This window comes from Mesorhizobium sp. P2_C5_2, from assembly GCF_056404535.1.
The window spans coordinates 64420-86077 of record NZ_JBFUDV010000010.1 but is presented as its reverse complement, the minus strand read 5'-3'; the positions used below and the strand labels follow the sequence as shown (position 1 = coordinate 86077).

Below are 21658 nucleotides of genomic sequence, written 5' to 3'. Positions count from 1 at the left end.
GGGGCGCGAGGCTCGAAATTCGTCATTTCAGGCTGGTCGCCGCTCGCATCGCGTGATGACATGGGAACATGTTCTTTGTAGCGTTGCCTCGCAGGTGATACTGAGCGGGGCATGGAACGGAAAAATCCGACCTATTCGATTGTTGTCGAAATGGAGAATGCCAAGTCCATCAACGAAGATGAGATTGGCGTTGCATTCACTGCTTTGGCGCGCGAGATCGAAGAGGCAACGGCGGACGAACAGTACGCCAAACCGGAGCTTATTATCGTCCACAGCGGGCAGAATACCGATACGCCGCTGCTCCAGCAGCGTATCTGCGAACTTGTCCCGCGACTTGGCACGGTAGCAAACCTGGTCTTCGGCGCCTGCACCGGCGGCCGATACTATGAGGTCAAAAACAAGGGCGCCCAGTGTGCAACGGGCGACGTCGTCATTTTCACCGATTCGGATACGGTTGTAGAGAAAGGCTGGCTGTCGGCGCTGCTCAAACCGTTGGGGGACCCGGCGAAGACTGCCGTGAGTGGCTACACCTATCTCGACTGTGACGATTTCGCCTCGCGGACCTTTGCCCTTCTGTGGTTCTTCCCCCTGCGCGAGGGTGACCAGCGTTTCGCTTCAAAGCGGGCAATGAACGCCAACAATTGCGCTTTTCGTAGAATCTGGTTAGCCAACCACCCCTACCCTACCAGCAACGGTTTCAAGGTTTCTTGCACATTGCTGACGAGCCAGTTACGAGAAAGCGGGTATGACTTTGTCAGGGTCGATGCTCGGGCCAGCCATTATGCCCCCGCGGCTGGCGCTTTTTCTTCTGGCGTGCCCTGGTTACCGGGCGCGACGCGGACCGCAAATATGTGGCGCTGGAATCATCATCGCAAGGCAGGCGCATGCTGAAGGCGACAAGGCACTGGTTTTCAACATCCTGGCGATTGAGCCAGCGCGTCGTTGCGCATGCGGCACCACTCGGAATGCCAATCTGGCAGATTCCGTTTGCCCTGATCGTCGGGTTGGTCTTTTGCACTCTGGTTTTTGTTTCCCAGATGGCCATGGCGCTTGGTCTGATCCGGGATGAACCGGAACATGTGCCTCTTTATGTGGGTCATAGCTGAAATGGCCAAGACCTTGGATATCGAGCCCCTTATCTCGGTGATCACGCCCACGCACAACCGGCGCAGCAAGGTCGTGCGCGCCGTCGAAAGCGTTCTGGCGCAGAATTTTACCCGATTCGAACACATTGTCGTCGATGACGGCTCGACCGACGGCACGGCCGCGGCACTTGCCGAAATCCGTGACCCGCGGCTGATCTATGTCGGTTCGAAATGGCGCGGCGCCAATGCCGCCCGCAATGCCGGTATCGAGCGGGCGCGGGCGCCGGTGGTGGCGTTTCTCGATTCAGACGATGTCTATTTGCCCGACCGGCTGGAGCGGACGCTGCAGCGATTCGACAACAATACCTCGCTCGAAGTGCTGATCAGCTCGTTTGTGTCGCTGAAGGGCAATCGCCGCACCAACTGCGTCAATCGCGAGGCGTTTCTGAGCCGCGACACACTAGAGCGGGCCCTCGTCGCGCAAACGATCTTCATTGCAGGCTCGGCAATCACTGCCCGGCGCGAGTCGCTGCTGGCCATCGGCGGTTACGACAGCGACGTCACGCGCATGCAGGATCGCGAATTGCTGCTGCGCTTTGCCCGTCGCAGCGGCGCGCAACTGTCCGAAGTGATCGACTGGAAAAAGTACAATTCGGAGAATTCGATCTCCGGGCAGCGCGACGGCTATGTCGAAGCCTATGCCAGTTTGATTGACAAGCACCCTTACATCGCCGACCGCTATCCCGACATTCCGCCCTACATGATCGCCCGGCAGATCATCGCCGACGCGCTCAAGGGCAGGGTTTCGCAGGCCTTCTCCGGCTATATCGCCAACCGATCGTCGAAGGCGCTCGGCTATTCGGTGCCGCAACTGTTGCGCGGCTATGTCGGAGGCCGGCGCTGGCGCCGCGATCTCTACGCCGAATTTCGCGACAAATACGGTGCCCGGCCGGCCTGAAACTTCCCGGGAAGCCGCACGGCTGCTTTCCCTCCGGAAATGCCTCAAAACCTCATTTGTCGAGTTCCGGGAAATACGGATCGGAATAAAACCGCCGGTCGCGTTCGCCCTGCAGGCAATCCATCGGTGCGGCCGCATCGATCGGGACCATGGTCGCATCGGCAATGCTGCTCACCTCCAGGATCAGCTTGCGGCGTATGGCGGTGGCGAATTCGGAGGCCGCGTAGATCGGCAGCACGAAGGAGCCGGGCCCGCCGGTGACGCAGTCGTCATAGTATTGGTCGAGATGACTGAAGGTCGGCGACGGGCTGATCAAGATCGGCAGGCCGTTGATGACGATGCCCTTGGCCACCGCGGCATCGCGTGTCGTGGCGACCGGCAACCCGGTATTGTTGGGACCGTCACCGGAAATATCGATGACGCTGCGTGGCGCATCGAACCCGGTGCCCTCGAACAGTCCGGCGCCGAAGGCAAGCGCGCCGGAAATCGAGGTGCCGCGAAAGCTGCGGAACGGCCGCGCGGCTATTCTGTCGGCGAAGGCGTTGGCGCTCTCTTGGCTGTCGATGACCTGCCAGGCGATGACGCCATCCTCGCGCACGACGCCTGCCCATTCGAAATAGGCAAGCGCGATGCGGCCGGTCGTGCCCGAGCGCACCGCCTTGATGAAATCGGGATGCCTGAGCGCCTCTACATAGCCGGCGCGCTGCAAGGCGAACTCCCTCTCGTCCATCGACTGCGAGATGTCGACGGCCAGCACCAGTTCGACATCGACGGCAACGCTGTTGGCCGGGGCAGCCACGGGCGTGGTGCAGGCAAGGCAGGCAAGCAGGCTGAGCGCATCCAGCATGGCCGCACCACGGATGTTTCGATCCGCAAATCTTCGCCGCGATCGCGGCGAAATAAAGCCGTGGCTACTTCTTTCGCGGGCGAGCCCCTCTCGGCGGCGGGTCGATGGCGCCGGCCCTGACGCGAGCGGGCTTCAGCGCCGGCGCACCGGAATCCTTCACGATCGTCAGGCCGCGCGGAAAGAACTGAGTGTTGTACTGGCCGCGCCCGATATTGATGATCGCGGCTCCCTTCAGATGCTTTTCCAGCATCGCCAGCACGCGCCTCAGCGAGGGTCCGTCGAACGCATCCATCGCTTCGTCGATGATCACCCACTTCGGCTGCCGCAACGCGAGCCTGGCCACGCCCAGCAGGCGCTGTTCGTCATCGGCCAACTCATGGTCCCAGCGCCCCACGCGGTCGAGCGACGATGACAGCCGTTCAAGACCAACCTCGGCCAGCACGGCCGAAATGTCGGCATCATTGGCGGGCGCATGCCCGTTCGCGTGATTGAGCACCTCTCGCAACGTGCCGGCCGGCAAATACGGGACACGCGGCACGAAGATGAGGGTTTCTCCAGCCGGCAGGCCGATTTTCCCGCTGCCCCATGGCCACAGGCCTGCAATGGCGCGGAAGAACAGCGTCTTGCCGGCGCCCGGCTCGCCGGTGATCATGACGCGTTCGCCGGGATGGATTTCGACATGTTGGTCGGAAAGCTTGGTGCAGCCTTCCGGCGAGGCCACTTCAAGCTTCTCGAAGGTTAGGCTGCCATTGGCGTTGTCGCCGAACTCGATGCGCCTTTCCTTGTCGTGCAGCACATCGGTTTCGTCGAGCGCGATGCGGAAGTCGGCGACGCGCATCAGCGTCGCGCGCCAGTCGGCGATGCCGCCAATATTGTTGATGAACCAGCGCAGGGATGAATGCACCTGGTTGAAGGCGCCGACCGCCATCATCAACCCGCCAAAGCTTATATCGCCCGAGAAATAGACCGGCGATGCGACCAGGATGGGCGCCACCACGGTTATCCAGCCATAGGTGTCGGTGACCCAGGACAGGTTGATCTGCGCGGTGTAGATGCGCCGCATGGCGCCCAGCACCGTGCCGAGGTCCATTTCGAGCCGGCGCCTGGCATCGGCTTCGCCATGGTAGAGCGCAATGGCATCGACATTCTCGTTGACGCGCACCATCGAGGAACGCAGCTCGGCTTCACGCGTGTAGCGGTCGCTGTTGAGACGGATCAGCGGCCGCCCGACCAGCCAGCTCAGCCAGGAGGCGATGCCGGCATAGAGAAACGCGGCCCAGACCATGTAGCCCGGTATCGCCAGCGACCAGCCATTGATGTGGAAGACGAAGCCTGACGACAATTGCCACAGCACGCCGACGAAGGACACCAGCAGGATGAAGGATTGCAGCAGTCCGACGCCGAGGTCCGTCGACAGGTCGGACAGGTGCGCGGCATCCTGCTGCATGCGCTGGTCGGGATTGACGCCGATGGCGCCGGCATTGGCGAGCCGGAAGGCCCTTGCCGGCCGCATCCATTGGTCGATCAGGTCGAGCGTCAGCGCCTCGCGCAATTTCAGCCGGATCATCTGGTTGAGCCAGGTCTGAGCGATGTTGAGCACCAGCAGCGTGCCGGCGATCATTGCAAAGATCATCAGCTGATGCAGGAAGGCCCCCATGTCACGGCGCGCCAGCGCATCGTAGAAGGGCTGGTTCCAGCGGTTGAGCAGAACCTGGCCGATCGACGTTGCGACGATGACCGCCATGATGCCGACTGACGTCCAGACCAGCCATTTGCGCACTGGCGAGCCGACCAGCGCCCGTTTGATGGTCGCCACCTGATCGCGCAGGCTGCTGGCTTCGACCGTTACCGGCTGGGCGGCGGCGTTGGTGTCCGGGTGATCAGCCATGGCCTGGGTCCTTGCGTTCAACAGCGGTGCTGAAACCGGATGGAGGGATTTGAAGGCATCCGCCGCTCAAACGGACCGCGAATGCATCTGCGACAGATAGGTGGGAGAACCCCACGCAACACCAGTTTTCATCATGATCACGAAGGTGTCACCTGACGCGCGGTCGATGTCATCCCTTCGGCCCGGCGGCCAAGCCGCGTCGCGCCGTGCGGCGACAACGCCGGCACGAAGACGCGGCGCGAGGCGCGCTGCGCGGCCGGCACGCCCTGATAGAGCCGCTTCTGCGCCTCGACCACGATGACACCGGAAAAGATCGGCCAGAACCGTCGGCCGGCGCGCTCCAGCACATTGTGGAACCGCATCATGAAGCGCCGCGGCGATGGCGGGAAGAACAGCGCATCGGACCAGGAGGCCGGCGTGAAGTTCGCCTCGCGCAGCAATTCGGTGAGCTGGCCGCGCGAGAACGGCCGGCCATTGCCGAACGGCGTGTGCTCGAACCGGGCCCAGACACCGCGCCGGTTGGGCACGACGATGACGACGCGGCCCGCCGGCGACAGCACCCGCCAGATCTCGTTCAGCGTTTCGCGCGGGTTTTCGACATGTTCGAGCGAATGCACCAGCAGCATGCGGTCGATGCAGGAATCGACCAGCGGCAATTCCTCGTCGAAGACCAGTGCCGTCGAAGTCGGCCCGCTCGCCGGCCAGACCACGGCGCCCTGCGTGGCCGGCATGAAGGCAAAGACCCGCTCGGCATCGGTGCCGAACCGCTCCAGCCACGGCAAGGTATAGCCAAGCCCGACCAGCCGCTCGTTGGGCACGGCAGCCCATATCGAGGACAGCGCCATGGTGATCGAGCGTTCGGCCAAGCGACCGAGCGTAGTCGAGTAGAAGGAACGGAGGTCGACGATATCGGAATGCATGCGCGGGACGGTAGCTGCGATGCCGCGCAAGTTCAACAAAGGCGCCCAGCTCAACAAGAGCTAAGTTCAACAAAGCCCGATGACATCGGCGGCCAAGCGCCCTATGTCTGCGGCGACAGATGGAGAGATGAAATGCCGGTCGAAATCGAACAGTTCATGTGCCGCAGCGACAATTTCGGTGTGCTGGTGCATGACCCCAAAAGCGGCGAGACCGCCATCATCGACGCGCCCGAGGAGGCGCCGATCCTGGCCGCGATCGAGCGTACCGGCTGGAAGCCGACGATGATCCTGACCACCCACCACCATGTCGACCATGTCGAGGCCAATCTGGCCCTGAAGGAGCGTTTCAAGCTGCGCATCGTCGGACCGGAGGCGGAAAAGGAAAAAATCCCCGGCATCGACGAGACCGTCGGCCAAGGCTCGGTCGTCCATCTCGGCGGCGAGCGGATCGACGTCATCGCCACGCCTGGCCACACGGCCGGCCATGTCTCTTATCACCTGCCGGCCTCTAAAGTCGCCTTCACCGCCGACACCTTATTCGCGCTCGGCTGCGGCCGGCTTTTCGAATGCAAGCCGCCGGTAATGTATGACTCGCTGAAGAAGCTGGCGGCACTACCGGCCGACACGGTCATCTATTGCGGCCATGAATATACGCTGTCCAATGCCCGCTTCGCGCTGACCGTCGACCCGACCAATTCGGCGCTGAAGGAACGGGCGGCGAAAATCGAGACGCTGCGCGCCGACAACAAGGCGACGCTGCCGACCACGATCGGCGAGGAACTGTCGACCAATCCGTTCCTGCGCTGGCACGACCCGGCGATCCGCAAGCATCTCGGCATGGAAAAGGCCAGCGATGCTGACGTGTTCGCCGAAATCCGCAAGCGCAAGGACAATTTCTGAGCATCGTTCTGGGAACAGCCATGACCAGCGCCGCTGAAATCATCGCCACGCTTGGCCTCAAGGCTCATCCGGAAGGCGGCTGGTATGCCGAGACCTTTCGCGACGGCGCCGGCGGCGCGCGTGGTCATTCGACAGCGATCTATTTTCTCCTGGAGCAGGACCAGATTTCCGCATGGCACCGGGTCAAGGACGCGGCCGAGGTCTGGCATTTCCATGCCGGCGCGCCGCTGGCGCTGTCCATGTGCGAGGAAGGCAGTGCGATGATCGAGCAGGTGCTCGGCATTGAGCTTGCGGCGGGCGAGCGGCCGCAGATCGTCGTGCCGGCCGGCTGGTGGCAATCGGCGCGCAGCCTCGGCGAATGGACATTGGTCGGCTGCACCGTGGCGCCGGGCTTCGACTTCGCCGCCTTCGAGATGGCCGAACCCGGCTGGGAGCCCTAACCTAGCAAGAAACCGAGCGTAATGGCCAGTTGTGCGGCGTAGTACAGCGCCCAGACCGCGTAGCGGATGCCGGCGCGATAGGGTGCGATGGCCGGCACCAGGAATTTCTCGGCGGCAAGCAGACCGTCCGATGCCATGAACATAACGGCGCCGCCGATGACCCACGGATTGTCGAGCGTCAGCGCCGAGATGCCCATGGCCAGAATGGCCGCGATATAGACGGCGATCGGCAGGCGCAGGCCGGGGCCGACACGGCGCCAGAGTGCCGCCAGCATAACGACCACGAAAGCCGCCATGGCGAGTGCGATGGCGCCGCGCCATGTCTCGGTGCCCAGCACATCCAGCCCGCCGCCGCTGCGCACGAAGAGCGGCACATAGAGGATATGCGCCGCCAGGAAACTGGCCAATCCACCGAGGAAGGCCTTTTCGCCGTCACGCGACAGGAAGGCGTCGCCGACGGCGCTGAGGGCAAGTGCCGCGACAAGCAACAGCGGCCCTCCTTGCATGAAGGCGAGCACGGCAAGCATGGCCACGGCCAGCGTCTTTGCCGCCGAGCGGGCAAGTGTGGGCCGCATGTCCAGGATGAAGGCGTAGATCACCGCCGCCACCAGCGAAAAAATCAATGTCGCATTGGCGTTGGCGTCGATACCGCCGGCAAACGGCATCGTCATGCGCTTGCTCCACCCGTTGCAGGCTTGCGCAGGAACAGCGATTTCGCCGCCAGGGCCGCACCGCCAGTGATCAGCACGCAGGCGGCAAGGATACGCAGGGATGGCTCGGCGACGCCGGCCGCGATCAGCACCAGCGTCGACAGCAGCGGCGCCGCATAGCTTGCCGCGCCCAGCACCTGGATGTTGCCGCGCTTGACGCCGATATCCCAGGCGTAGAAGGCCGCACCCACCGGCATCAGCCCGAGACCGAGCACGGCCAGCCACTGGCCGGGACCGTCGGGCAGTACCGTCTTTTCCAGCAGGAGATGGCAGACGAGGGAAAGCGCTGCCGTGGCTGCACAGAACCAGGTGACGATCGAGGTCGGCACCGCCGGAAAGCGCCGCGACAGCAGCGAATAGGACGACCACAGCAGCGCGCAGACCGCCGCCATCGCATAGCCAAAGGTATAGCGCGCATCGAAGGCAAGACCGCCGCCCTTGGTGACGATGAGAACGGTGCCGGCGAGCCCGAGCAGCGCGCCGACGACATGGTTCCAGGCCAGCTTCTCGCCCGGCATCAGCGCCGAGCCGAGCACGATCAGCAGCGGCCATAGATAGGCGATCAGGCTTGCTTCAACCGCTGGCGCGTTGCGCAACGCGGTGAAGTAGAAAAAGTGGTAGCCGAACAGGCCGGCAATGCCGATCACCCAGACTTGGCGCGGGATCTTCTGGCTTTTATCGGTAGCCGGCATGAACAGCCGGGCAACCAGCCCGACCGCCGTGCCGATGGTGAAGGTGATGGCCGACAAAAGAAAAGGTGGCACGGCGCCTGATGCGTCGGTGAGCAACGCCAGCAGCGCCCACATGGCAACCGCCGAGAAACCGATCAGTGTTGCGCGCGCCATGCCCATCTCCGGCAGCGCGCAAAGCACGCCTATTCAACAGCTTCGAACCGCCCCGCGCTGACGGTCAAGGTGCCGATCTGCGTCCCGACCGTGGCGTGGATCGGCGCATATACGCCGGTTTGGCCGAGCGGTGCAAACGTCACCATCATCTGGCTCTTGTTCTTCAGGTAATTCAGCGCCTTGCGGCCCTTTCGGTAGCCTGCCACCGGCTCGAAGCTCATCTTGCAGGTGACGGTGTCGCCCTTATAGCCCTTGACCGAGATCGAGCCTTTCGAGGCGTAGGTCAGGGTCAGGTCGGCGCGCATCTCGCCATCATAGAACTTCACCTTGCGTCCGCAGACCTTGTCGAGGCTGTCGGCATGGATGACGGTGGCGGCCATTGGATCGAGCACCGACGCCAGGTCGCTGCTGCCCAGCGGTATCCAGGTCTTGGGATTGCGCTTTTTTGGCTCGGGGATGACCTGGGTGGCGGTAACCGCGCCATTGGCAAAGCGGATGTCGACCACGGAAGCCTTCTTGCCGGACTTGTAATCGGCGCGAAACGCCTGCGGCTGCATCTGCTGGCCCAAGATCTTGCCCTTTGACGAGATGGTGCCGCTCGTATCGTCGAACAAAGTGGCGATGCCTGCGCTGGAGACGGTGCCGTCGATGGAATAGCTATCGCCCTGATAATGGCTGGAAAATTTCGCCTTTGCCACCGAAAGGCCGAGGAACGACACCGTATATTCGCCCTTGAAGGACTGTGCGGTAGCTGCCGGTGCGGCGGCAAGCGTCGAGGTTGGCAAGGCAGCGGCAAGCATGGCGACAACGGCATGTGACGAGCGAAGCATGGCGGGGATCGTTCCTTGAATTTTCCAAGCCGCAGATGGGCAACTCCGGCCTAGCATGTCCCTATGCGACCGCTTATAGGCTGAATTCCGGCCTTAATATGAAAAGGCCGCCGCATGTCAGGGGAAGCCGGAGCTTGACGCCTCGGCGAAATGCAACTATGGAACGCCAACTTTTTCCATAAGGCCGCCTGACCGAAACCGCGCGCCACCCGGCGCGGGAACGAAGGTTTGGCAGGCTTAGAAAGAACTGAAGGTTAGAACCATGTCCCGTACCTGCGAACTCACTGCCAAGGCAGTCCAGACCGGCAACAATGTGAGCCACGCCAACAACAAGACCAAGCGCCGCTTCCTGCCGAACCTCGTCAATGTGACGCTGATTTCGGAAGCGCTGAACCAGAATGTGCGCCTACGCATTTCGGCCAACGCGCTGCGTTCGGTCGAGCATCGCGGTGGCCTCGACGCCTTCCTGGCCAAGGCCGACGCCAAGGAATTGTCGCAGCGCGCGCGCCTCTTGAAGAAGCAGATCGCCAAGAAGCTGGCCGACCAGCCCGCTGCTTAAAGACTTTAAGGCGGGGGACGACCGCCTTGGGCATCGGAGCGATCCGATGCTCAAAATCATAAGGCAGCGCGATCCGGACTGCGGATAGCGCCTGGCTGGTTCCATTACCCAGGATAAAAAAATGACTTCCTTCTCGCGATATTTGCCCTTTGTGGCCGCCATGGCGCTTGTCGTCGTGGCATCGAACATCCTCGTGCAGTTCCCGATGCAGGGCCAGGTCGGCGGACTGTCGCTGGCCGACATCCTGACCTGGGGCGCCTTCACCTACCCCTTCTCCTTCCTGGTCACAGACCTTGCCAACCGCCGCTACGGCCCGACCGTCGCGCGCCGCATCGTCTTTGTCGGCTTCATGACGGCGGTGGTCTGCTCGATCCTCATCCCGCCCTTCCTGTTTCGCCACGGCCTGATCGAATTCGAGACCGCAGCCGACCGGCTGGTGCGTATTGCGGCGGCTTCCGGTGCAGCGTTCCTCTGCGCGCAATTGCTCGACGTCACCGTGTTCAACCGGCTGCGCAGGCAGAGCTGGTGGCGGGCGCCGATCGTCGGCACGCTGGTCGGCTCGGTGTTCGACACCGTCGTGTTCTTCAGCGTCGCCTTCTCCGCCCTTTTCGCCTTAGCCGGCCCGAACGACAGCTTCGCGCTGGAGACGGCGCCGCTGATGGGCGTGCTGCCGGTCGAGACCATGCGCTGGGTATCCTGGGCGCTCGGTGACCTCTCGGTGAAGCTGATCATCGCCGTGGTGGCACTGATCCCCTACCGGCTGCTCGCCACCCGCTGGAGCCAGCCGGCCGTGGCCGCTTAAGCCATGATCCTGAAAAGTGGTTTCCGGTTTTCGGAAAAGATCATGGCCACACAAAGAGACCGCCCGTGATCCCCTGGGTTCAGCTCGACTCGGCTAAAACGCCGGACGGCGGCCAGGAACTGCGCCTCAAGCAACGTGGCAATGAGTTCTCGATCATGCTCGGCACCAACGAGCTGATGAACAGCCGCCTCAGCGGCTCCGAGGAAGCGCTGGCAAAGCTTTCCTGCGAGAGGATCGTCGGCCGCAGCCAACCGAAAATCCTGATCGGCGGCCTCGGCATGGGATTTACGCTGCGTGCAGCCCTTGCCGAGCTTGGCGCCGACGCAGGCGTCACTGTCGCCGAGCTTGTCCCCGCAGTCGTCGCCTGGGCACGCGGCCCGATGGCTACCCTTTTCGCCGGCTGCCTCGACGATCCCCGTGTGAGCGTCCGCGAAGCCGATGTCGGGCACATCATAAGATCCGACAAGGCGGCCTGGGATGCCATCCTGCTTGATGTCGACAATGGTCCCGAAGGCATCGTCCACAAGGGCAACGATGCCCTCTATGGCGCCGCCGGCCTCGGTGCGGCGCGTGCCGCACTGAAGCCGGGCGGTGTGCTGGCTGTTTGGTCGCAAGGGCCGGACAGCGGCTTTACGCGCAGGCTCAAGCAAGCGGGCTTTGTCGTGGACGAGGTGAAGACGCGCGCCAACGGCAAGCGCGGCGCCCGCCATGTCATCTGGATTGCCAGCAACCGTCCGTAGCCGCTTTGCAAGGGACGGCGGCGGATCGCTCCGATCCCGCCCGCCAGCGATGGCGAAGCCTATCTCGACAGTTCGGCGGCAAGGGCTTCCAACAGTCCGCGCGTGCCCTCTTCGCGGCCTTGCGCCGAATCGACGCCATCGAAAAACACGCCCTGTTCGGTGAAGGTCAGGCGGGTGCCGTCACCGGAGGGCGACAACTCGACGGTGGTCAGCGACGCCGACATTGGCTGCGGCCCGACTGCCATCCGGTAGGAAAACACGATGCGCTGGTCGGGAACAATGTCCTGGAACTGCGCGTCGAGCTTGATCTCCGGGCCGCCCTCGTAGCTGAACCGCGACACCTCGGCGCCGCCGACACGGAAGTCGAAGCTGAACTCGGCGATGGTGAAGCCGTGGCCTTCGACGCGCCAGCGCCGCACCGTCGCCTTGTCGGCAAAGGCATGGAAGACTTTGGCGGGCGATTGAGGATAGGTCCGCTCGATGGTGAAGGTGGAGTGGATGGCGGAGTGCTCTTCTACGGGGGCGATCTGGTTCATTGCTCTTGGTCCTTGTCCTGATTTTTCTTGGGGGATTGGTCTTTGGGGTCCGTCTCGGCCAGGATCTGGCCAAGGCGGTCAAGGTGGCGTTCCGCCGGAATGCGGCGTTCCGCGATCCAGTCGGCGAGCGGAGCGAGCCCGCCCGGCTCGATCCGGCAGGTGCGCACCCGCCCGATCTTTTCACTGCGGATCAGCCCACAGGCTTCCAGCGCCTGCAAATGCTGCAGCACGGCGGCAAAGGTCATGCCGAACGGCTCCGCCAGCTGGCTGACGGTCGCCGGTCCGCGGCTTAGTCTTTCCAGGATCTGGCGGCGTGTCGGCTCGACAAGAGCTCGCAGGATGCTGTCGATCTCGGAATAGTTAAGCATGGACTTGAGTATTCCGGCGTAAGAAAATTGTCAAGCCGCGACTAAAGTATTTTCACGAAGTGACGCGATCGACCGGCTCAAGCCAGGCAGGATTGAAAGCGAGGGACAAACGAAAAGGCCAATCGTAAGGATCGCAACTGCCGCAGCAAGGCGGTCGGCAGTGAAAAAGCGGATGCGCCTTACCTCCACGCCGTGAGCGTCGAAATACCGGTACAGGGTGGAAGCATTCCAGCCATGCGGCGCTTCGCGACGGACATCGACATGGTCTGTGTCCTCGAAGCTCAATTCGGGCGTGGATCCTTTCAACGTCGCCGCGCTGTAATCCAGCGTCACGGAGTCGCCCGTGTCGGCAAAGGAGATGGTGATCTTGCCGTCGCCATAGCTGATGTCGGCGTCGTCGATCGAACGCTCGGCGAAGACGATCGTTGTCTCTCCGGCAACGCGGACGACGTCCTTGCCGTCGCCGCGATCGAAGAACAGCTTGGCCTTGCCGGTGCCGGTAAGATCGATCCTGTCGTCGCCCAACCCGCCCGAAATCGCGTCGGCTGTGCGTGCATTGATCCTGATCGTATCGTCGCCGCGACCACCTTCGACGCGATCGACCTTCGCGATGGCGATGGCGTCGTCACCATCGTCCCCACGGATGCCAACGACGGCTTGCCCGCTCGCGATAGTGATGATGTCAGAGCCTTGGCCGCGGGAAATGTCACCGACCGTTCGCCCGGCGACAGTGATGATGTCGCGGCCCTGGCCGCCTGAAATACTGCGCGCTTCATTGCCGGCCGCAACGGTGATGATGTCGTCGCCGGCGTCCCCGGTTATGTTGTCGATGTTCATTCCACCGGCAAGCGTAAGCACATCGCGTCCGTCGCCGCCCCAGATGCCTGAGATGTCCCGTCCCGCGGAAACGGTAAGCGTGTCGTCGCCTTCGCCGGCCGAGACGCTATAGACATCCCGTCCGGCAGCAATGTTGACGACATCATTGCCGGCGCCGGCGAAGATGCCGCGACCGTCTGGCACGAAGACGGAGATTTCGTGGTTGACGGCATCGGATGCCTTCAGCGCCATGGCGCCTGCCGTTGTGCTGCCCTGCCAGTAGTCTGATGTGGCATCCTCTGTGGCCACCAGATTGAGCGATCGTTTCCGTCTCCGAGCGAGATGTAGTTTGGAGCGGTGTCATCGCCGGACGAGGTAATGTTGACCGTGTCGTTGCCGGATCCGCTTTCGATGAACTCTGCGTTGACGGGCACCACGACCAGAAATCCATTGCTGGCCCAGGCCCCTTCCATCGACAGCTTGATGATCCTCTCCAGCGCACTTTTCTGCGCGCTGTCGCCTCGGCGAAGGCTGGGCCATCGGTCAGCAGGCCGATCGGTTTCGGCTTTTCACCGGAATCGCCTCTCAGCAGCAATTGCAGGGCCACCTGCTGTCGAGATACGGATGAGACGCTCATCATGGGTCCGGAACCGGTTGCACGGTTCCAGACAAGCGTCGCCGACTGAAACCAGGGATTGCACGGCAGTTTGCCGATTCGGCGTTACCAAACCGCATGGTGCAAACGGGAAGCCGAAATCCGGTCGGCTCAATCCTCGTGCAGGATGAATTCCAGGTAGAGGTTGCGCTGCAGGATCGAATGGTTGTCGTCCGAGATCAGCGACACCATCAGCGCGCCGTCATCGCGGGTCCAGACGTCGAGCCCTTCCATATTGTCGATCTGGTAGCCCATGTCGGCTTCCATCAGCACCGGCCCGTCGGCAACAGCGCCCCTCTCGACGCTTTCGCCATAGATGCGCCTGAGCCGCATCCTAACCCCGCCAGCCATCGAAAAACTGCGCTCCAAAAGCAGCAGGTCGCCATCCGGCAGGAAGGCGCCGTCGGTGATGTCGAAATCGCCATTGCGCTTGACCGTGAAGACGCCCTTGTGCGGCCCTTCGATGATGGCGGCATAGATGTTGCCTGATTTGTCGAGGCTCTTTTCCGAGACCACGACCAGCCCGCCCGCGTGCTGGCCGTGAGGATTGGCGTGGGTAACGGTCTCGAAGCCGCGGTTCTGCCGGAGCTCGTGAGCCGGAACCAGAAAGTTCAGCTGCTTGAACGGCGCCTTCATATTGTCGGGGTCGATCTTGAACTGGGCGACGCGCTGGTCGCGCTCGAAGCCGACGGTGGCGATACCATCCTTGACCGCAAGGCCTTCGGCGTCGACCTCCCATTTCTTGTCGATCGGCCGGCCCGATGCATCGACCATCTGCTGCATGCGGAAATTCTGGATACCGGACGGCCGCTTGTCGGCATCGTGGGTCAGCGTGCCGAAGAACCAGAAACCGGTATCGGCGACGCCGATGAAATCACCGCCGGGTTTCAGGAAGCGAAGCGCCGACAGCGCTCCGAAATCGCGCGTCGTCGAGGTCATCTCAAGACCGCCGACGAATTCCAGCGAGCCGAACTGTTTGTCGGCGCTGCCGATATGGAAGGCGCCGATCGGCCGTGCCGAGACTTCAACCGGCTCGACCGAGCTTGGACCGGCGGCGATGGCCGGTGCCAAAGCCATGCCGAACAAGGCAGTGGCGGCGAAAAGCGTCTGCCCGAAGCCGCCGCGCAAGAAGATCATCCGGCGCGCCGATAGCCGCCGCGGCGCGTGTCGCGCGCGTTTTCCTCGGCAAACAGCGAGGCCAGCTGCTCGGTCATGGCGCCGGCCAGTTCCTCGGCATCGACAATGGTGACGGCGCGTCGGTAGTAGCGAGTGACATCGTGGCCGATGCCAATGGCCAGAAGCTCGACCGGCGAGCGCGTCTCGATCAGTTCGATGACAGCGCGCAGATGCCGCTCGAGATAATTGCCTGGGTTGACCGACAGCGTCGAATCGTCGACCGGGGCGCCGTCCGAGATCATCATCAAGATCTTGCGCTGTTCGGGCCGGGCGATCAGCCGGTTGTGCGCCCACAGCAGCGCCTCGCCGTCGATGTTTTCCTTGAGCAGGCCCTCGCGCATCATCAAGCCGAGATTGCGCCGCGCCCGCCGCCAAGGATGGTCGGCGGATTTGTAGATGATGTGGCGCAGATCGTTGAGCCGGCCGGGGTTTGGCGGCTTGCCGTCCTTGAGCCACTTTTCGCGCGCCTGGCCACCCTTCCACGCCCGCGTTGTGAAGCCGAGAATTTCGACCGAGACGCCGCAGCGTTCCAGCGTGCGCGCCAATATGTCGGCGCAGGTGGCGGCCACCGTGATCGGCCGGCCGCGCATCGAGCCCGAATTGTCGAGCACCAGCGTCACCACCGTGTCGCGGAATTTGGTGTCGCGCTCCTGCTTGAACGACAGCGGCTGCATCGGGTCGATGACGACACGCACCAGCCGGGCCGGATCGAGATAGCCCTCTTCGAGGTCGAAATCCCAGGAGCGGTTCTGCTGCGCCATCAGGCGCCGTTGCAGCCGATTGGCGAGCCGCCCGACGACGCCGGAAAGATTGGCCAGCTGCTTGTCGAGGAAGGCGCGCAGCCGGTCGAGTTCTTCTTCCTCGCACAGCTCCTCCGCACCAACCGTCTCGTCGAAGGCGGTGGTGAAGATCTTGTAGTCGATTTCCTTCGGCAGATTGGTGAAGGGATTGTCGTTGCGGCGGGCTTCACCGGGCGTCTCGGCGTCCGCATCGTCATCGTCGGAGAGGTCGTCGGCGGTGGCGTCGGACGCCTCCGTCTCGGACGACTGTTCGTCGTCAGCCGACGCCTCGGCATCCTCGGATTGCGACTGCTCGGAGCCGGAATCGTCTTCGCCGCCCTCCTCGCTCTGCTCCTCACCTTGCGGCTGGTTCTCGTCATTGTCCTCGGAGTCTTCGGTTTCCTGGTCGTCGCCGAGTTCCTCGGCCATCTCCATGGACGCCAGCATATCGCGCACGACGCGGGCGAAGGCCTGCTGGTCGCCGAGCTTGGCCGACAGTCCGTCGAGGTCTGCCTTGGCCTTCTCCTCGACCCAGGGGCGCCAGAGTTCGACCAGCCGCTCACCGCTCTTCGGGATCGGACGTCCGGTCAGCTTCTCGCGCACCATCAAGGCGAGGGCTTCCTCGATCGGCGCGTCGGCCTTGTCCTTGACGTCGACGAGGTTGGCCTTGGCGTATTTGTCCTCCAGCATCGAGCCGATATTGTCGGCGACACCCTGCATGGCGCGGCTGCCGATCGCCTCGACGCGGGCCTGTTCGACGGCGTCGTAGATCGAACGCGCCAGCTTGCCTTCCGGCGCCAGCTTGGTGTGGATGCGCTGATCGTGGCAGGCGCGCTTCAGCGCCATGGAATCGCCGAGGCCGCGGGTAATGGCGATATCCTCTTTCGAGGCTTTCTTCGGCAGTTCCGGCAGCCGGGCCCGGCTGCCGGCGAGTGCCGGCCTGTCCTTGGCGAAACCGACTTCGAGTTCCTTGTCGCCGGCAATGGCGCGCATGCAGACGGTGACGGCGCGCTTGAAGCTGTCGGCTTCAGACCCCGTCTTCGACTTGTTGCGCGTGTTGTCGCCCGGACCCGCCATCGAGGCTGTGCTTAGCCCAGCACCACATTGGCGGCGCTCTCGGGCAGATCCTCGCCAAAGGCGCGCTGGTAGAACTCGGCCACCACCGAGCGCTCCAGCTCGTCGCATTTGTTGAGGAAGGTCAGCCGGAACGCCATGCCGATATTGCCGAAGATCTCGGCATTTTCGGCCCAGGTGATGACGGTACGCGGGCTCATCACGGTCGACAGATCGCCATTGATGAAGGCCGAGCGCGTCATGTCGGCGACCCGCACCATCTTGTTGACGATCTCCTTGCCCTTGCCGTCGCGATAGTGCTTGGCCTTGGCCAGAACGATGTTCACCTCATTGTCGTGCGGCAGATAGTTCAGCGTGGTGACGATCGACCAGCGGTCCATCTGCGCCTGGTTGATCTGCTGCGTGCCGTGATAGAGGCCGGTGGTGTCACCGAGGCCGACCGTGTTGGCGGTCGAAAACAGCCGGAACGCCGGATGCGGGCGGATGACCCGGCTCTGGTCGAGCAGCGTCAGGCGGCCCGACGATTCCAGCACGCGCTGGATGACGAACATGACGTCCGGACGGCCGGCGTCATACTCGTCGAAGCAGAGCGCGACATTGTGCTGGTAGGCCCAGGGCAGGATGCCGTCACGGAATTCGGTGATCTGCAAGCCGTCCTTGACGACGATGGCGTCCTTGCCGACGAGGTCGATACGGCTGACATGGCTGTCGAGGTTGACGCGCACGCAAGGCCAGTTGAGGCGGGCGGCGACCTGTTCGATATGCGTCGACTTGCCGGTGCCGTGATAGCCCGACACCATGACGCGGCGGTTGTAGGCAAAGCCGGCCAGGATCGCCAGCGTTGTCGCCTTGTCGAACAGATAGTCCGGATCGATGTCCGGCACATGCTCTGATGTCACCGAATAGGCCGGCACCACCATCTTGGAGTCGAAGCCGAATTTGTCCTTCACCGACACTGTCGTGTCCGGCAAATTGGCGATGTCGCGATCGACCTTGTTCATCTCTATCCACGTCTCCACGGGCGAAATGCCTCATTTCGCCGGCAATCGATTTTGTCCGGGGGCGGTCTTAGAGCCTTTTCCACCCTTATGAAAGTTGGAAAACGACACGAACCGTTGGGTCGCTCAGCACAAACCCGCCTGCTTGAGCACGCGATAGGCCTGCAGCACATCGCGGAACCGGTCTTCCGAACCTCTATCGCCGCCATTCGCATCCGGATGGTGACGCTTCACAAGTTCCTTATAGCGCGCCTTGATGTCCTTGCCAGTCGCCTTTGTATCAAGGCCAAGCGTTTCCAGCGCCTTGGCCTCAAGCGGCTTGGCCTTGCGTTCGCGCGCCTCGCGCGGGTCTTTCGGGCCTTTGAACAGGTCGAAAGGGTCGCGCATGCGGTTGTAATAGCCGGCGCGGCCGGAACGCATTTGCGCCATATCGGGCGAAGAGCGGGTCGAGGCGCCGGCGAGGCCCATCTTCCATGTCGGCCGGTGGCCGGTCATCGCTTCCTTCTGGAAGCGGGCGATCTCGGTGTCCGGGACGCCGGAGAAGTAGTTGAAACCCTTGTTGTATTCACGCACATGGTCGAAGCAGAACTGGAAATACTCGCCTTCCTTCATGCGTCCGACCGGCGCGCGATGGGTGCCGGCCTCCTTGCAGCCGTCCCACTGGCAGATTGGCGAGCGCGACTTCAGCTCCGCGTCCTTTTCGGGACGGATCCGAATCTTCTCGAAATATTTGGGGTACGGTTTCATCTCACCCATTTATGGGCTGTTCGCACGTGCGAAACAAGAATTGACATTTTCGCGATGATCGCCCTAACCGCTGAATCGCGGCATAAAGCAAGGCGAATGGTGATTTTTGAGGCGGCCCGGCGAGATCGATCCCGATTTCCCGATCACGCCTTGCAGATATGGTGAAGGGAAACGGCGATGTCCATACAGGCGACCATGGAAGACAAGCTGAACAAGGCGTTTTCGCCGGAGCGGCTGGTGATCGTCAATGAAAGTCACCTTCATGCCGGCCACCATCATCACGGCTCCGACCATCACGGCGCCTATGACGGCACTGGCGAGACGCATTTTCGCGTCCGCATCGTCTCATCAGTCTTTGCCGGCATGAGCCGCATCGACCGCCACCGCGCCGTCAACGAACTGCTGGCGGCGGAGCTGCAGGCCGGCGTCCATGCGCTGGCAATCGAACCGGCAGCACCGGGCGAAAAGACCCGCTGGTAGGGCTTCAGATCACCGCTTCGATCAGAAACGGCCCGGGGCGCGAGAGCGCACTGTCGAGTAACGCATCGAACCGCTCGCATGTATCGGCGCGGGCCGCTTCGACGCCCATGCCGTTGGCCAGCGCAACCCAGTCCAGCGCCGGATGGTCGAGATCGAGCATGCGCCTGGCGTTCTCGCCGAACGCATTCACACCGACATTGCGCATTTCGCCATGCAAGATGGCGTAGGTCCGGTTGGAAAAAATGATGGTCACGACGTCGAGCTTTTCCCTGGCCTGCGTCCACAGTCCCTGCACCGTGTACATGCCGCTGCCGTCGGCTTCGAGATTGATCACCTTGCGATCCGGGCAGGCGATCGCCGCCCCGGTTGCCATCGGAATGCCGCCGCCGATCGATCCGCCCGTGCCCATCATGTAATCGTGCGGCGCGGCAAAGGCCGACAGCGCAAAGGACCGCCTTGCCGAGGTGATCGCTTCGTCGCAGACGATGGCATTGGCCGGAAGTTTGCGCGCCACGGAAAGCGCGATCGCATCGTCCGTCAGCGTGCCGCTTGGCGCTGGTTCATCTGGGAAGGCCGTTGCGGCGGTGAATTGCTGCGTCGGCTTGATGACGAGTTCGTCGGCAAGCGCTTCCAGCGCCGCCTTCAGATCCTCGCCATGCGCCGCCAGCGAAAGTACCTGGCAATCGTCTCGAACCAGCCGCCCAGGCTTGCCGGGATAGGCGAAGAAGGCAACCGGCTCCATGGCGCCGACCAGCACCAGCACGTCGATATCCCTCAGCGTGGCAGTCGCGGCATCGACCGGATACGGAATGCGGGTCGGCGCGACGCGGCCGCGACCGCGCTGCATGCGGGCGATCAGAACCTCGCTGAACAGGCGGACATCGCCGGCCGCCGAGATTCGACCGGCGATTTCAAGCGCATCGGCTCGCGCCGCCAGTCCGCGCACCACCATGCCGACACGGCCCGGCGCGGCGCGGATTGCTTCGGCGACCTTGCGCACGGAATCCATGTCGACGGCTGCTGGCGGCGCCAGCTTCACTTTGCCAGGTGAGACCGCATCAACCTCGCCCCAGGCTGCATCCGCCGGCAGGATCAGCGTCGAAACACCTGGCGGCGTCAGCGAGGCACGGAAAGCCGCCTCTGCAGCCGGGGCGATGTCGGCCGGCCCCTTGACGCGGCCAACCCAGTTCGACATCGGCGCCGCTAGGCCCTCTATATCGCTGGTCAGCGGCGCGTCGAGCGGCAGATGGTAGGAAGCGTGATCGCCGACAATGTTGATCATCGGGCTCCGTGCACGCCTTGCGTTGTGCATGTTGGCAAGCCCGTTGGCCAAGCCCGGCCCGGTATGCAGCAGCGTCGCTGCCGGGCGGTCGGTCATGCGCGCATAACCGTCGGCGGCACCCGTCACCACGCCTTCGAACAGGCCAAGCACGCAACGCATCTGAGGTTTGCGGTCAAGCGCGGCAACGAAATGCATTTCGGATGTGCCGGGATTGGCGAAGCAGACGGTGACGTCATTGGCCAGGAGCACGTCGCACAGCAGGTCGGCGCCATTCATGAAATTCTCCCCCAATCACCAGTCGGAGAGTGCAATAGCACCCGTAAGCACCGGCACGGCAATATCCCGCCGGCGCTTTTGGTCTGATCCAGGACACCTTCGAGGATTGGCGATCAGCTAACCGCAGATTTGAGGAACGCCAGCGCGGCGGCGGTCAACGCGTCGCCGTCTTCACCAAAGTCATGATTGATCGACATATGCGTGTAGGCGCTGCCGTCGAAGAGTGTCACCGCCGTGCCAGTGGCCCGCAGGCGCTTGGCAAAGGCCGTCGATTGCTCGTCGCGGCCATCGGCGCGCGAATATGCGATGAACGTTGGCGGATGTTTGTGTCCATCGACATAGCTCGCTGGCGAGAGTGCCGCCCATTGAGCAGGGTCGGAAAAGACGCGGGCATAGGCCCGGACCATGCCGCCGCTTTTCTCAAGCGCGGCAAGGTCATAGGCCCTGGTATCGTCGAGAAGCAGCCCGGCAACGCCGGGCAGTCCGCCGCGCATGCCGGTCAGTGCGATAAGGTGGCAGCCGGCCGAATGGCCCATGCCGACGATGCGGTTGGGGTCACCGCCGTGCTCAGCGATGTTGGCCCTGATATAGGCATAGGCCTTTTCGACATCGCCGGCCTGGGTGGCGACATCGGCCTCGGGCAGCATGCGATAGTCGATGGAGACGAAGCAGAAGCCATTGGCGAGCAGGAAGGCAGGCTTGGCGCCGACCTGGCTGCGCTTGCCGAACTGCCAGGTGCCGCCATGGACGAAAAACACCACCGGCCGGCCCCTGTCGCCGTCGGGCGCATAGATGTCGAGCTTGGCCGGCCCGTAGTCGAAGCTCTGGGGAGACGGCCTCCCCGATGCCGCGGCGCCGCCGGCCGGCAACAACGCCATCGAGGCCAGAAGCAGAGTTCGCCGGTCTATCATCATCGTCTCCTGACCTCCCGAGCGTGAAAATGCACC

The 21658-nt window shown here is 63.1% G+C and carries 24 protein-coding genes; 9 read left to right on the top strand and 15 right to left on the bottom strand.

The features are described from left to right. The first annotated feature begins 111 nt into the window (after positions 1-111). The 3 genes from AC1D1B_RS28930 to AC1D1B_RS28920 are packed head-to-tail and all read left to right on the top strand — an operon-like array spanning position 112 to position 2043. Positions 112-891 (top strand): glycosyltransferase, encoded by a 780-nt coding sequence (locus AC1D1B_RS28930; protein ID WP_477336613.1) that lies wholly within the window; start codon positions 112-114, stop codon positions 889-891. Further along, entirely contained in the window at positions 885-1106 is a 222-nt protein-coding gene (locus AC1D1B_RS28925; RefSeq protein WP_477336611.1) for a hypothetical protein, read from the top strand. Before AC1D1B_RS28930 ends, AC1D1B_RS28925 begins: the two co-directional genes overlap by 7 nt. 1 nt (position 1107) lies before the next feature. Continuing rightward, positions 1108-2043, top strand: coding sequence for a glycosyltransferase family 2 protein (locus AC1D1B_RS28920; RefSeq protein WP_181061838.1), 936 nt, complete (start codon positions 1108-1110; stop codon positions 2041-2043). 52 nt (positions 2044-2095) lie between these two features. Here AC1D1B_RS28920 and AC1D1B_RS28915 read toward each other — a convergent pair whose 3' ends face one another. The 3 genes from AC1D1B_RS28915 to AC1D1B_RS28905 form a co-directional block, all read right to left on the bottom strand. Beyond that, positions 2096-2890, bottom strand: a complete 795-nt coding sequence (locus AC1D1B_RS28915; RefSeq protein ID WP_477336609.1) for a DUF1194 domain-containing protein — start codon at positions 2888-2890, stop codon at positions 2096-2098. A gap of 64 nt (positions 2891-2954) precedes the next feature. Then, positions 2955-4778 (bottom strand): ABC transporter ATP-binding protein/permease, encoded by a 1824-nt coding sequence (locus tag AC1D1B_RS28910; RefSeq protein ID WP_477336607.1) that lies wholly within the window; start codon positions 4776-4778, stop codon positions 2955-2957. 137 nt (positions 4779-4915) lie between these two features. Beyond that, on the bottom strand, positions 4916-5698 hold the full coding sequence (locus AC1D1B_RS28905; protein ID WP_477336780.1) for a class I SAM-dependent methyltransferase: 783 nt from the start codon (positions 5696-5698) through the stop codon (positions 4916-4918). A gap of 132 nt (positions 5699-5830) precedes the next feature. Between AC1D1B_RS28905 and gloB the strand changes: the two genes are divergently transcribed. Beyond that, complete coding sequence (gene gloB, locus AC1D1B_RS28900; RefSeq protein ID WP_477336605.1) at positions 5831-6598, top strand: hydroxyacylglutathione hydrolase; 768 nt, start codon at positions 5831-5833, stop codon at positions 6596-6598. 20 nt (positions 6599-6618) lie between these two features. Beyond that, positions 6619-7038 (top strand): cupin domain-containing protein, encoded by a 420-nt coding sequence (locus AC1D1B_RS28895; protein ID WP_477336603.1) that lies wholly within the window; start codon positions 6619-6621, stop codon positions 7036-7038. Here AC1D1B_RS28895 and AC1D1B_RS28890 read toward each other — a convergent pair. The 3 genes from AC1D1B_RS28890 to AC1D1B_RS28880 are packed head-to-tail and all read right to left on the bottom strand — an operon-like array spanning position 7035 to position 9423. Then, complete coding sequence (locus AC1D1B_RS28890) at positions 7035-7709, bottom strand: lysoplasmalogenase (protein ID WP_477336601.1); 675 nt, start codon at positions 7707-7709, stop codon at positions 7035-7037. The two genes, AC1D1B_RS28895 and AC1D1B_RS28890, sit on opposite strands and share 4 nt — an antisense overlap. Next, the gene (gene yddG / locus AC1D1B_RS28885; protein ID WP_477336599.1) at positions 7706-8593 is read right to left on the bottom strand and encodes an aromatic amino acid exporter YddG; all 888 of its coding nucleotides are present in this window, start codon (positions 8591-8593) and stop codon (positions 7706-7708) included. Before yddG ends, AC1D1B_RS28890 begins: the two co-directional genes overlap by 4 nt. A gap of 29 nt (positions 8594-8622) precedes the next feature. Further along, positions 8623-9423 carry a DUF3108 domain-containing protein gene (locus AC1D1B_RS28880; protein WP_477336597.1) on the bottom strand — a complete coding sequence of 267 codons (801 nt, stop codon included), beginning with the start codon at positions 9421-9423 and terminating at the stop codon, positions 8623-8625. Positions 9424-9685: 262 nt separating this feature from the next. On the opposite strand from AC1D1B_RS28880, the gene rpmB reads away from it, so the two are divergent. The 3 genes from rpmB (at position 9686) to AC1D1B_RS28865 (ending at position 11524) form a co-directional block, all read left to right on the top strand. Next, positions 9686-9982 (top strand): 50S ribosomal protein L28, encoded by a 297-nt coding sequence (gene rpmB, locus AC1D1B_RS28875; protein ID WP_023670682.1) that lies wholly within the window; start codon positions 9686-9688, stop codon positions 9980-9982. Positions 9983-10103: 121 nt separating this feature from the next. Continuing rightward, entirely contained in the window at positions 10104-10784 is a 681-nt protein-coding gene (locus AC1D1B_RS28870) for a queuosine precursor transporter (RefSeq protein WP_477336595.1), read from the top strand. Positions 10785-10849: 65 nt separating this feature from the next. Continuing rightward, entirely contained in the window at positions 10850-11524 is a 675-nt protein-coding gene (locus AC1D1B_RS28865; RefSeq protein ID WP_477336594.1) for a hypothetical protein, read from the top strand. A 59-nt stretch (positions 11525-11583) separates the two neighbouring features. Here the strand turns inward: AC1D1B_RS28865 and AC1D1B_RS28860 are convergent, their stop codons facing one another. From AC1D1B_RS28860 to AC1D1B_RS28830, 7 genes are all read right to left on the bottom strand, one after another. After that, the gene (locus AC1D1B_RS28860) at positions 11584-12060 is read right to left on the bottom strand and encodes an SRPBCC family protein (RefSeq protein WP_477336592.1); all 477 of its coding nucleotides are present in this window, start codon (positions 12058-12060) and stop codon (positions 11584-11586) included. Further along, positions 12057-12428: an ArsR/SmtB family transcription factor gene (locus AC1D1B_RS28855; protein WP_477263113.1), complete on the bottom strand. Its 372-nt coding sequence runs from the start codon at positions 12426-12428 to the stop codon at positions 12057-12059. The genes AC1D1B_RS28860 and AC1D1B_RS28855 overlap by 4 nt, the downstream gene beginning before the upstream one ends. Positions 12429-12458: 30 nt before the next feature. Next, on the bottom strand, positions 12459-13553 hold the full coding sequence (locus tag AC1D1B_RS28850; protein ID WP_477336590.1) for a hypothetical protein: 1095 nt from the start codon (positions 13551-13553) through the stop codon (positions 12459-12461). 457 nt (positions 13554-14010) lie between these two features. Beyond that, a complete protein-coding gene (locus AC1D1B_RS28845; protein ID WP_477336588.1) occupies positions 14011-15036 on the bottom strand; it encodes an esterase-like activity of phytase family protein in 1026 nt (341 codons plus the stop codon). Then, on the bottom strand, positions 15033-16931 hold the full coding sequence (gene cobT, locus AC1D1B_RS28840; protein ID WP_477336586.1) for a cobaltochelatase subunit CobT: 1899 nt from the start codon (positions 16929-16931) through the stop codon (positions 15033-15035). Before cobT ends, AC1D1B_RS28845 begins: the two co-directional genes overlap by 4 nt. Before the next feature lie 11 nt (positions 16932-16942). Beyond that, the gene (gene cobS, locus AC1D1B_RS28835) at positions 16943-17929 is read right to left on the bottom strand and encodes a cobaltochelatase subunit CobS (RefSeq protein WP_181058211.1); all 987 of its coding nucleotides are present in this window, start codon (positions 17927-17929) and stop codon (positions 16943-16945) included. A 123-nt stretch (positions 17930-18052) separates the two neighbouring features. Continuing rightward, positions 18053-18682 (bottom strand): J domain-containing protein, encoded by a 630-nt coding sequence (locus tag AC1D1B_RS28830; RefSeq protein ID WP_142866468.1) that lies wholly within the window; start codon positions 18680-18682, stop codon positions 18053-18055. 168 nt (positions 18683-18850) lie between these two features. Between AC1D1B_RS28830 and AC1D1B_RS28825 the strand changes: the two genes are divergently transcribed. Beyond that, positions 18851-19153, top strand: a complete 303-nt coding sequence (locus AC1D1B_RS28825; protein WP_477336584.1) for a BolA family protein — start codon at positions 18851-18853, stop codon at positions 19151-19153. Between the two features lie 4 nt (positions 19154-19157). On the opposite strand, the gene AC1D1B_RS28820 is transcribed toward AC1D1B_RS28825, so the two are convergent. Together AC1D1B_RS28820 and AC1D1B_RS28815 are read right to left on the bottom strand one after the other, a co-directional pair. After that, positions 19158-20711, bottom strand: coding sequence for an acetolactate synthase large subunit (locus tag AC1D1B_RS28820; RefSeq protein WP_477336582.1), 1554 nt, complete (start codon positions 20709-20711; stop codon positions 19158-19160). Positions 20712-20824: 113 nt separating this feature from the next. Continuing rightward, a complete protein-coding gene (locus AC1D1B_RS28815) occupies positions 20825-21622 on the bottom strand; it encodes an alpha/beta hydrolase (protein ID WP_477336580.1) in 798 nt (265 codons plus the stop codon). Positions 21623-21658 lie beyond the last annotated feature (36 nt).

Excerpts from the sequence above, each read along its gene's own strand:
- AC1D1B_RS28930 (WP_477336613.1), top strand. The coding sequence starts at position 112 with ATGGAACGGAAAAATCCGACCTATTCGATTGTTGTCGAAATGGAGAAT.
- AC1D1B_RS28925 (WP_477336611.1), top strand. The coding sequence starts at position 885 with ATGCTGAAGGCGACAAGGCACTGGTTTTCAACATCCTGGCGATTGAGC.
- AC1D1B_RS28920 (WP_181061838.1), top strand. The coding sequence starts at position 1,108 with ATGGCCAAGACCTTGGATATCGAGCCCCTTATCTCGGTGATCACGCCC.
- AC1D1B_RS28915 (WP_477336609.1), bottom strand. The coding sequence starts at position 2,890 with ATGCTGGATGCGCTCAGCCTGCTTGCCTGCCTTGCCTGCACCACGCCC.
- AC1D1B_RS28910 (WP_477336607.1), bottom strand. The coding sequence starts at position 4,778 with ATGGCTGATCACCCGGACACCAACGCCGCCGCCCAGCCGGTAACGGTC.
- AC1D1B_RS28905 (WP_477336780.1), bottom strand. The coding sequence starts at position 5,698 with ATGCATTCCGATATCGTCGACCTCCGTTCCTTCTACTCGACTACGCTC.
- gloB (WP_477336605.1), top strand. The coding sequence starts at position 5,831 with ATGCCGGTCGAAATCGAACAGTTCATGTGCCGCAGCGACAATTTCGGT.
- AC1D1B_RS28895 (WP_477336603.1), top strand. The coding sequence starts at position 6,619 with ATGACCAGCGCCGCTGAAATCATCGCCACGCTTGGCCTCAAGGCTCAT.
- AC1D1B_RS28890 (WP_477336601.1), bottom strand. The coding sequence starts at position 7,709 with ATGACGATGCCGTTTGCCGGCGGTATCGACGCCAACGCCAATGCGACA.
- yddG (WP_477336599.1), bottom strand. The coding sequence starts at position 8,593 with ATGGCGCGCGCAACACTGATCGGTTTCTCGGCGGTTGCCATGTGGGCG.
- AC1D1B_RS28880 (WP_477336597.1), bottom strand. The coding sequence starts at position 9,423 with ATGCTTCGCTCGTCACATGCCGTTGTCGCCATGCTTGCCGCTGCCTTG.
- rpmB (WP_023670682.1), top strand. The coding sequence starts at position 9,686 with ATGTCCCGTACCTGCGAACTCACTGCCAAGGCAGTCCAGACCGGCAAC.
- AC1D1B_RS28870 (WP_477336595.1), top strand. The coding sequence starts at position 10,104 with ATGACTTCCTTCTCGCGATATTTGCCCTTTGTGGCCGCCATGGCGCTT.
- AC1D1B_RS28860 (WP_477336592.1), bottom strand. The coding sequence starts at position 12,060 with ATGAACCAGATCGCCCCCGTAGAAGAGCACTCCGCCATCCACTCCACC.
- AC1D1B_RS28855 (WP_477263113.1), bottom strand. The coding sequence starts at position 12,428 with ATGCTTAACTATTCCGAGATCGACAGCATCCTGCGAGCTCTTGTCGAG.
- AC1D1B_RS28845 (WP_477336588.1), bottom strand. The coding sequence starts at position 15,036 with ATGATCTTCTTGCGCGGCGGCTTCGGGCAGACGCTTTTCGCCGCCACT.
- cobT (WP_477336586.1), bottom strand. The coding sequence starts at position 16,931 with ATGGCGGGTCCGGGCGACAACACGCGCAACAAGTCGAAGACGGGGTCT.
- cobS (WP_181058211.1), bottom strand. The coding sequence starts at position 17,929 with ATGAACAAGGTCGATCGCGACATCGCCAATTTGCCGGACACGACAGTG.
- AC1D1B_RS28830 (WP_142866468.1), bottom strand. The coding sequence starts at position 18,682 with ATGGGTGAGATGAAACCGTACCCCAAATATTTCGAGAAGATTCGGATC.
- AC1D1B_RS28825 (WP_477336584.1), top strand. The coding sequence starts at position 18,851 with ATGTCCATACAGGCGACCATGGAAGACAAGCTGAACAAGGCGTTTTCG.
- AC1D1B_RS28820 (WP_477336582.1), bottom strand. The coding sequence starts at position 20,711 with ATGAATGGCGCCGACCTGCTGTGCGACGTGCTCCTGGCCAATGACGTC.
- AC1D1B_RS28815 (WP_477336580.1), bottom strand. The coding sequence starts at position 21,622 with ATGATAGACCGGCGAACTCTGCTTCTGGCCTCGATGGCGTTGTTGCCG.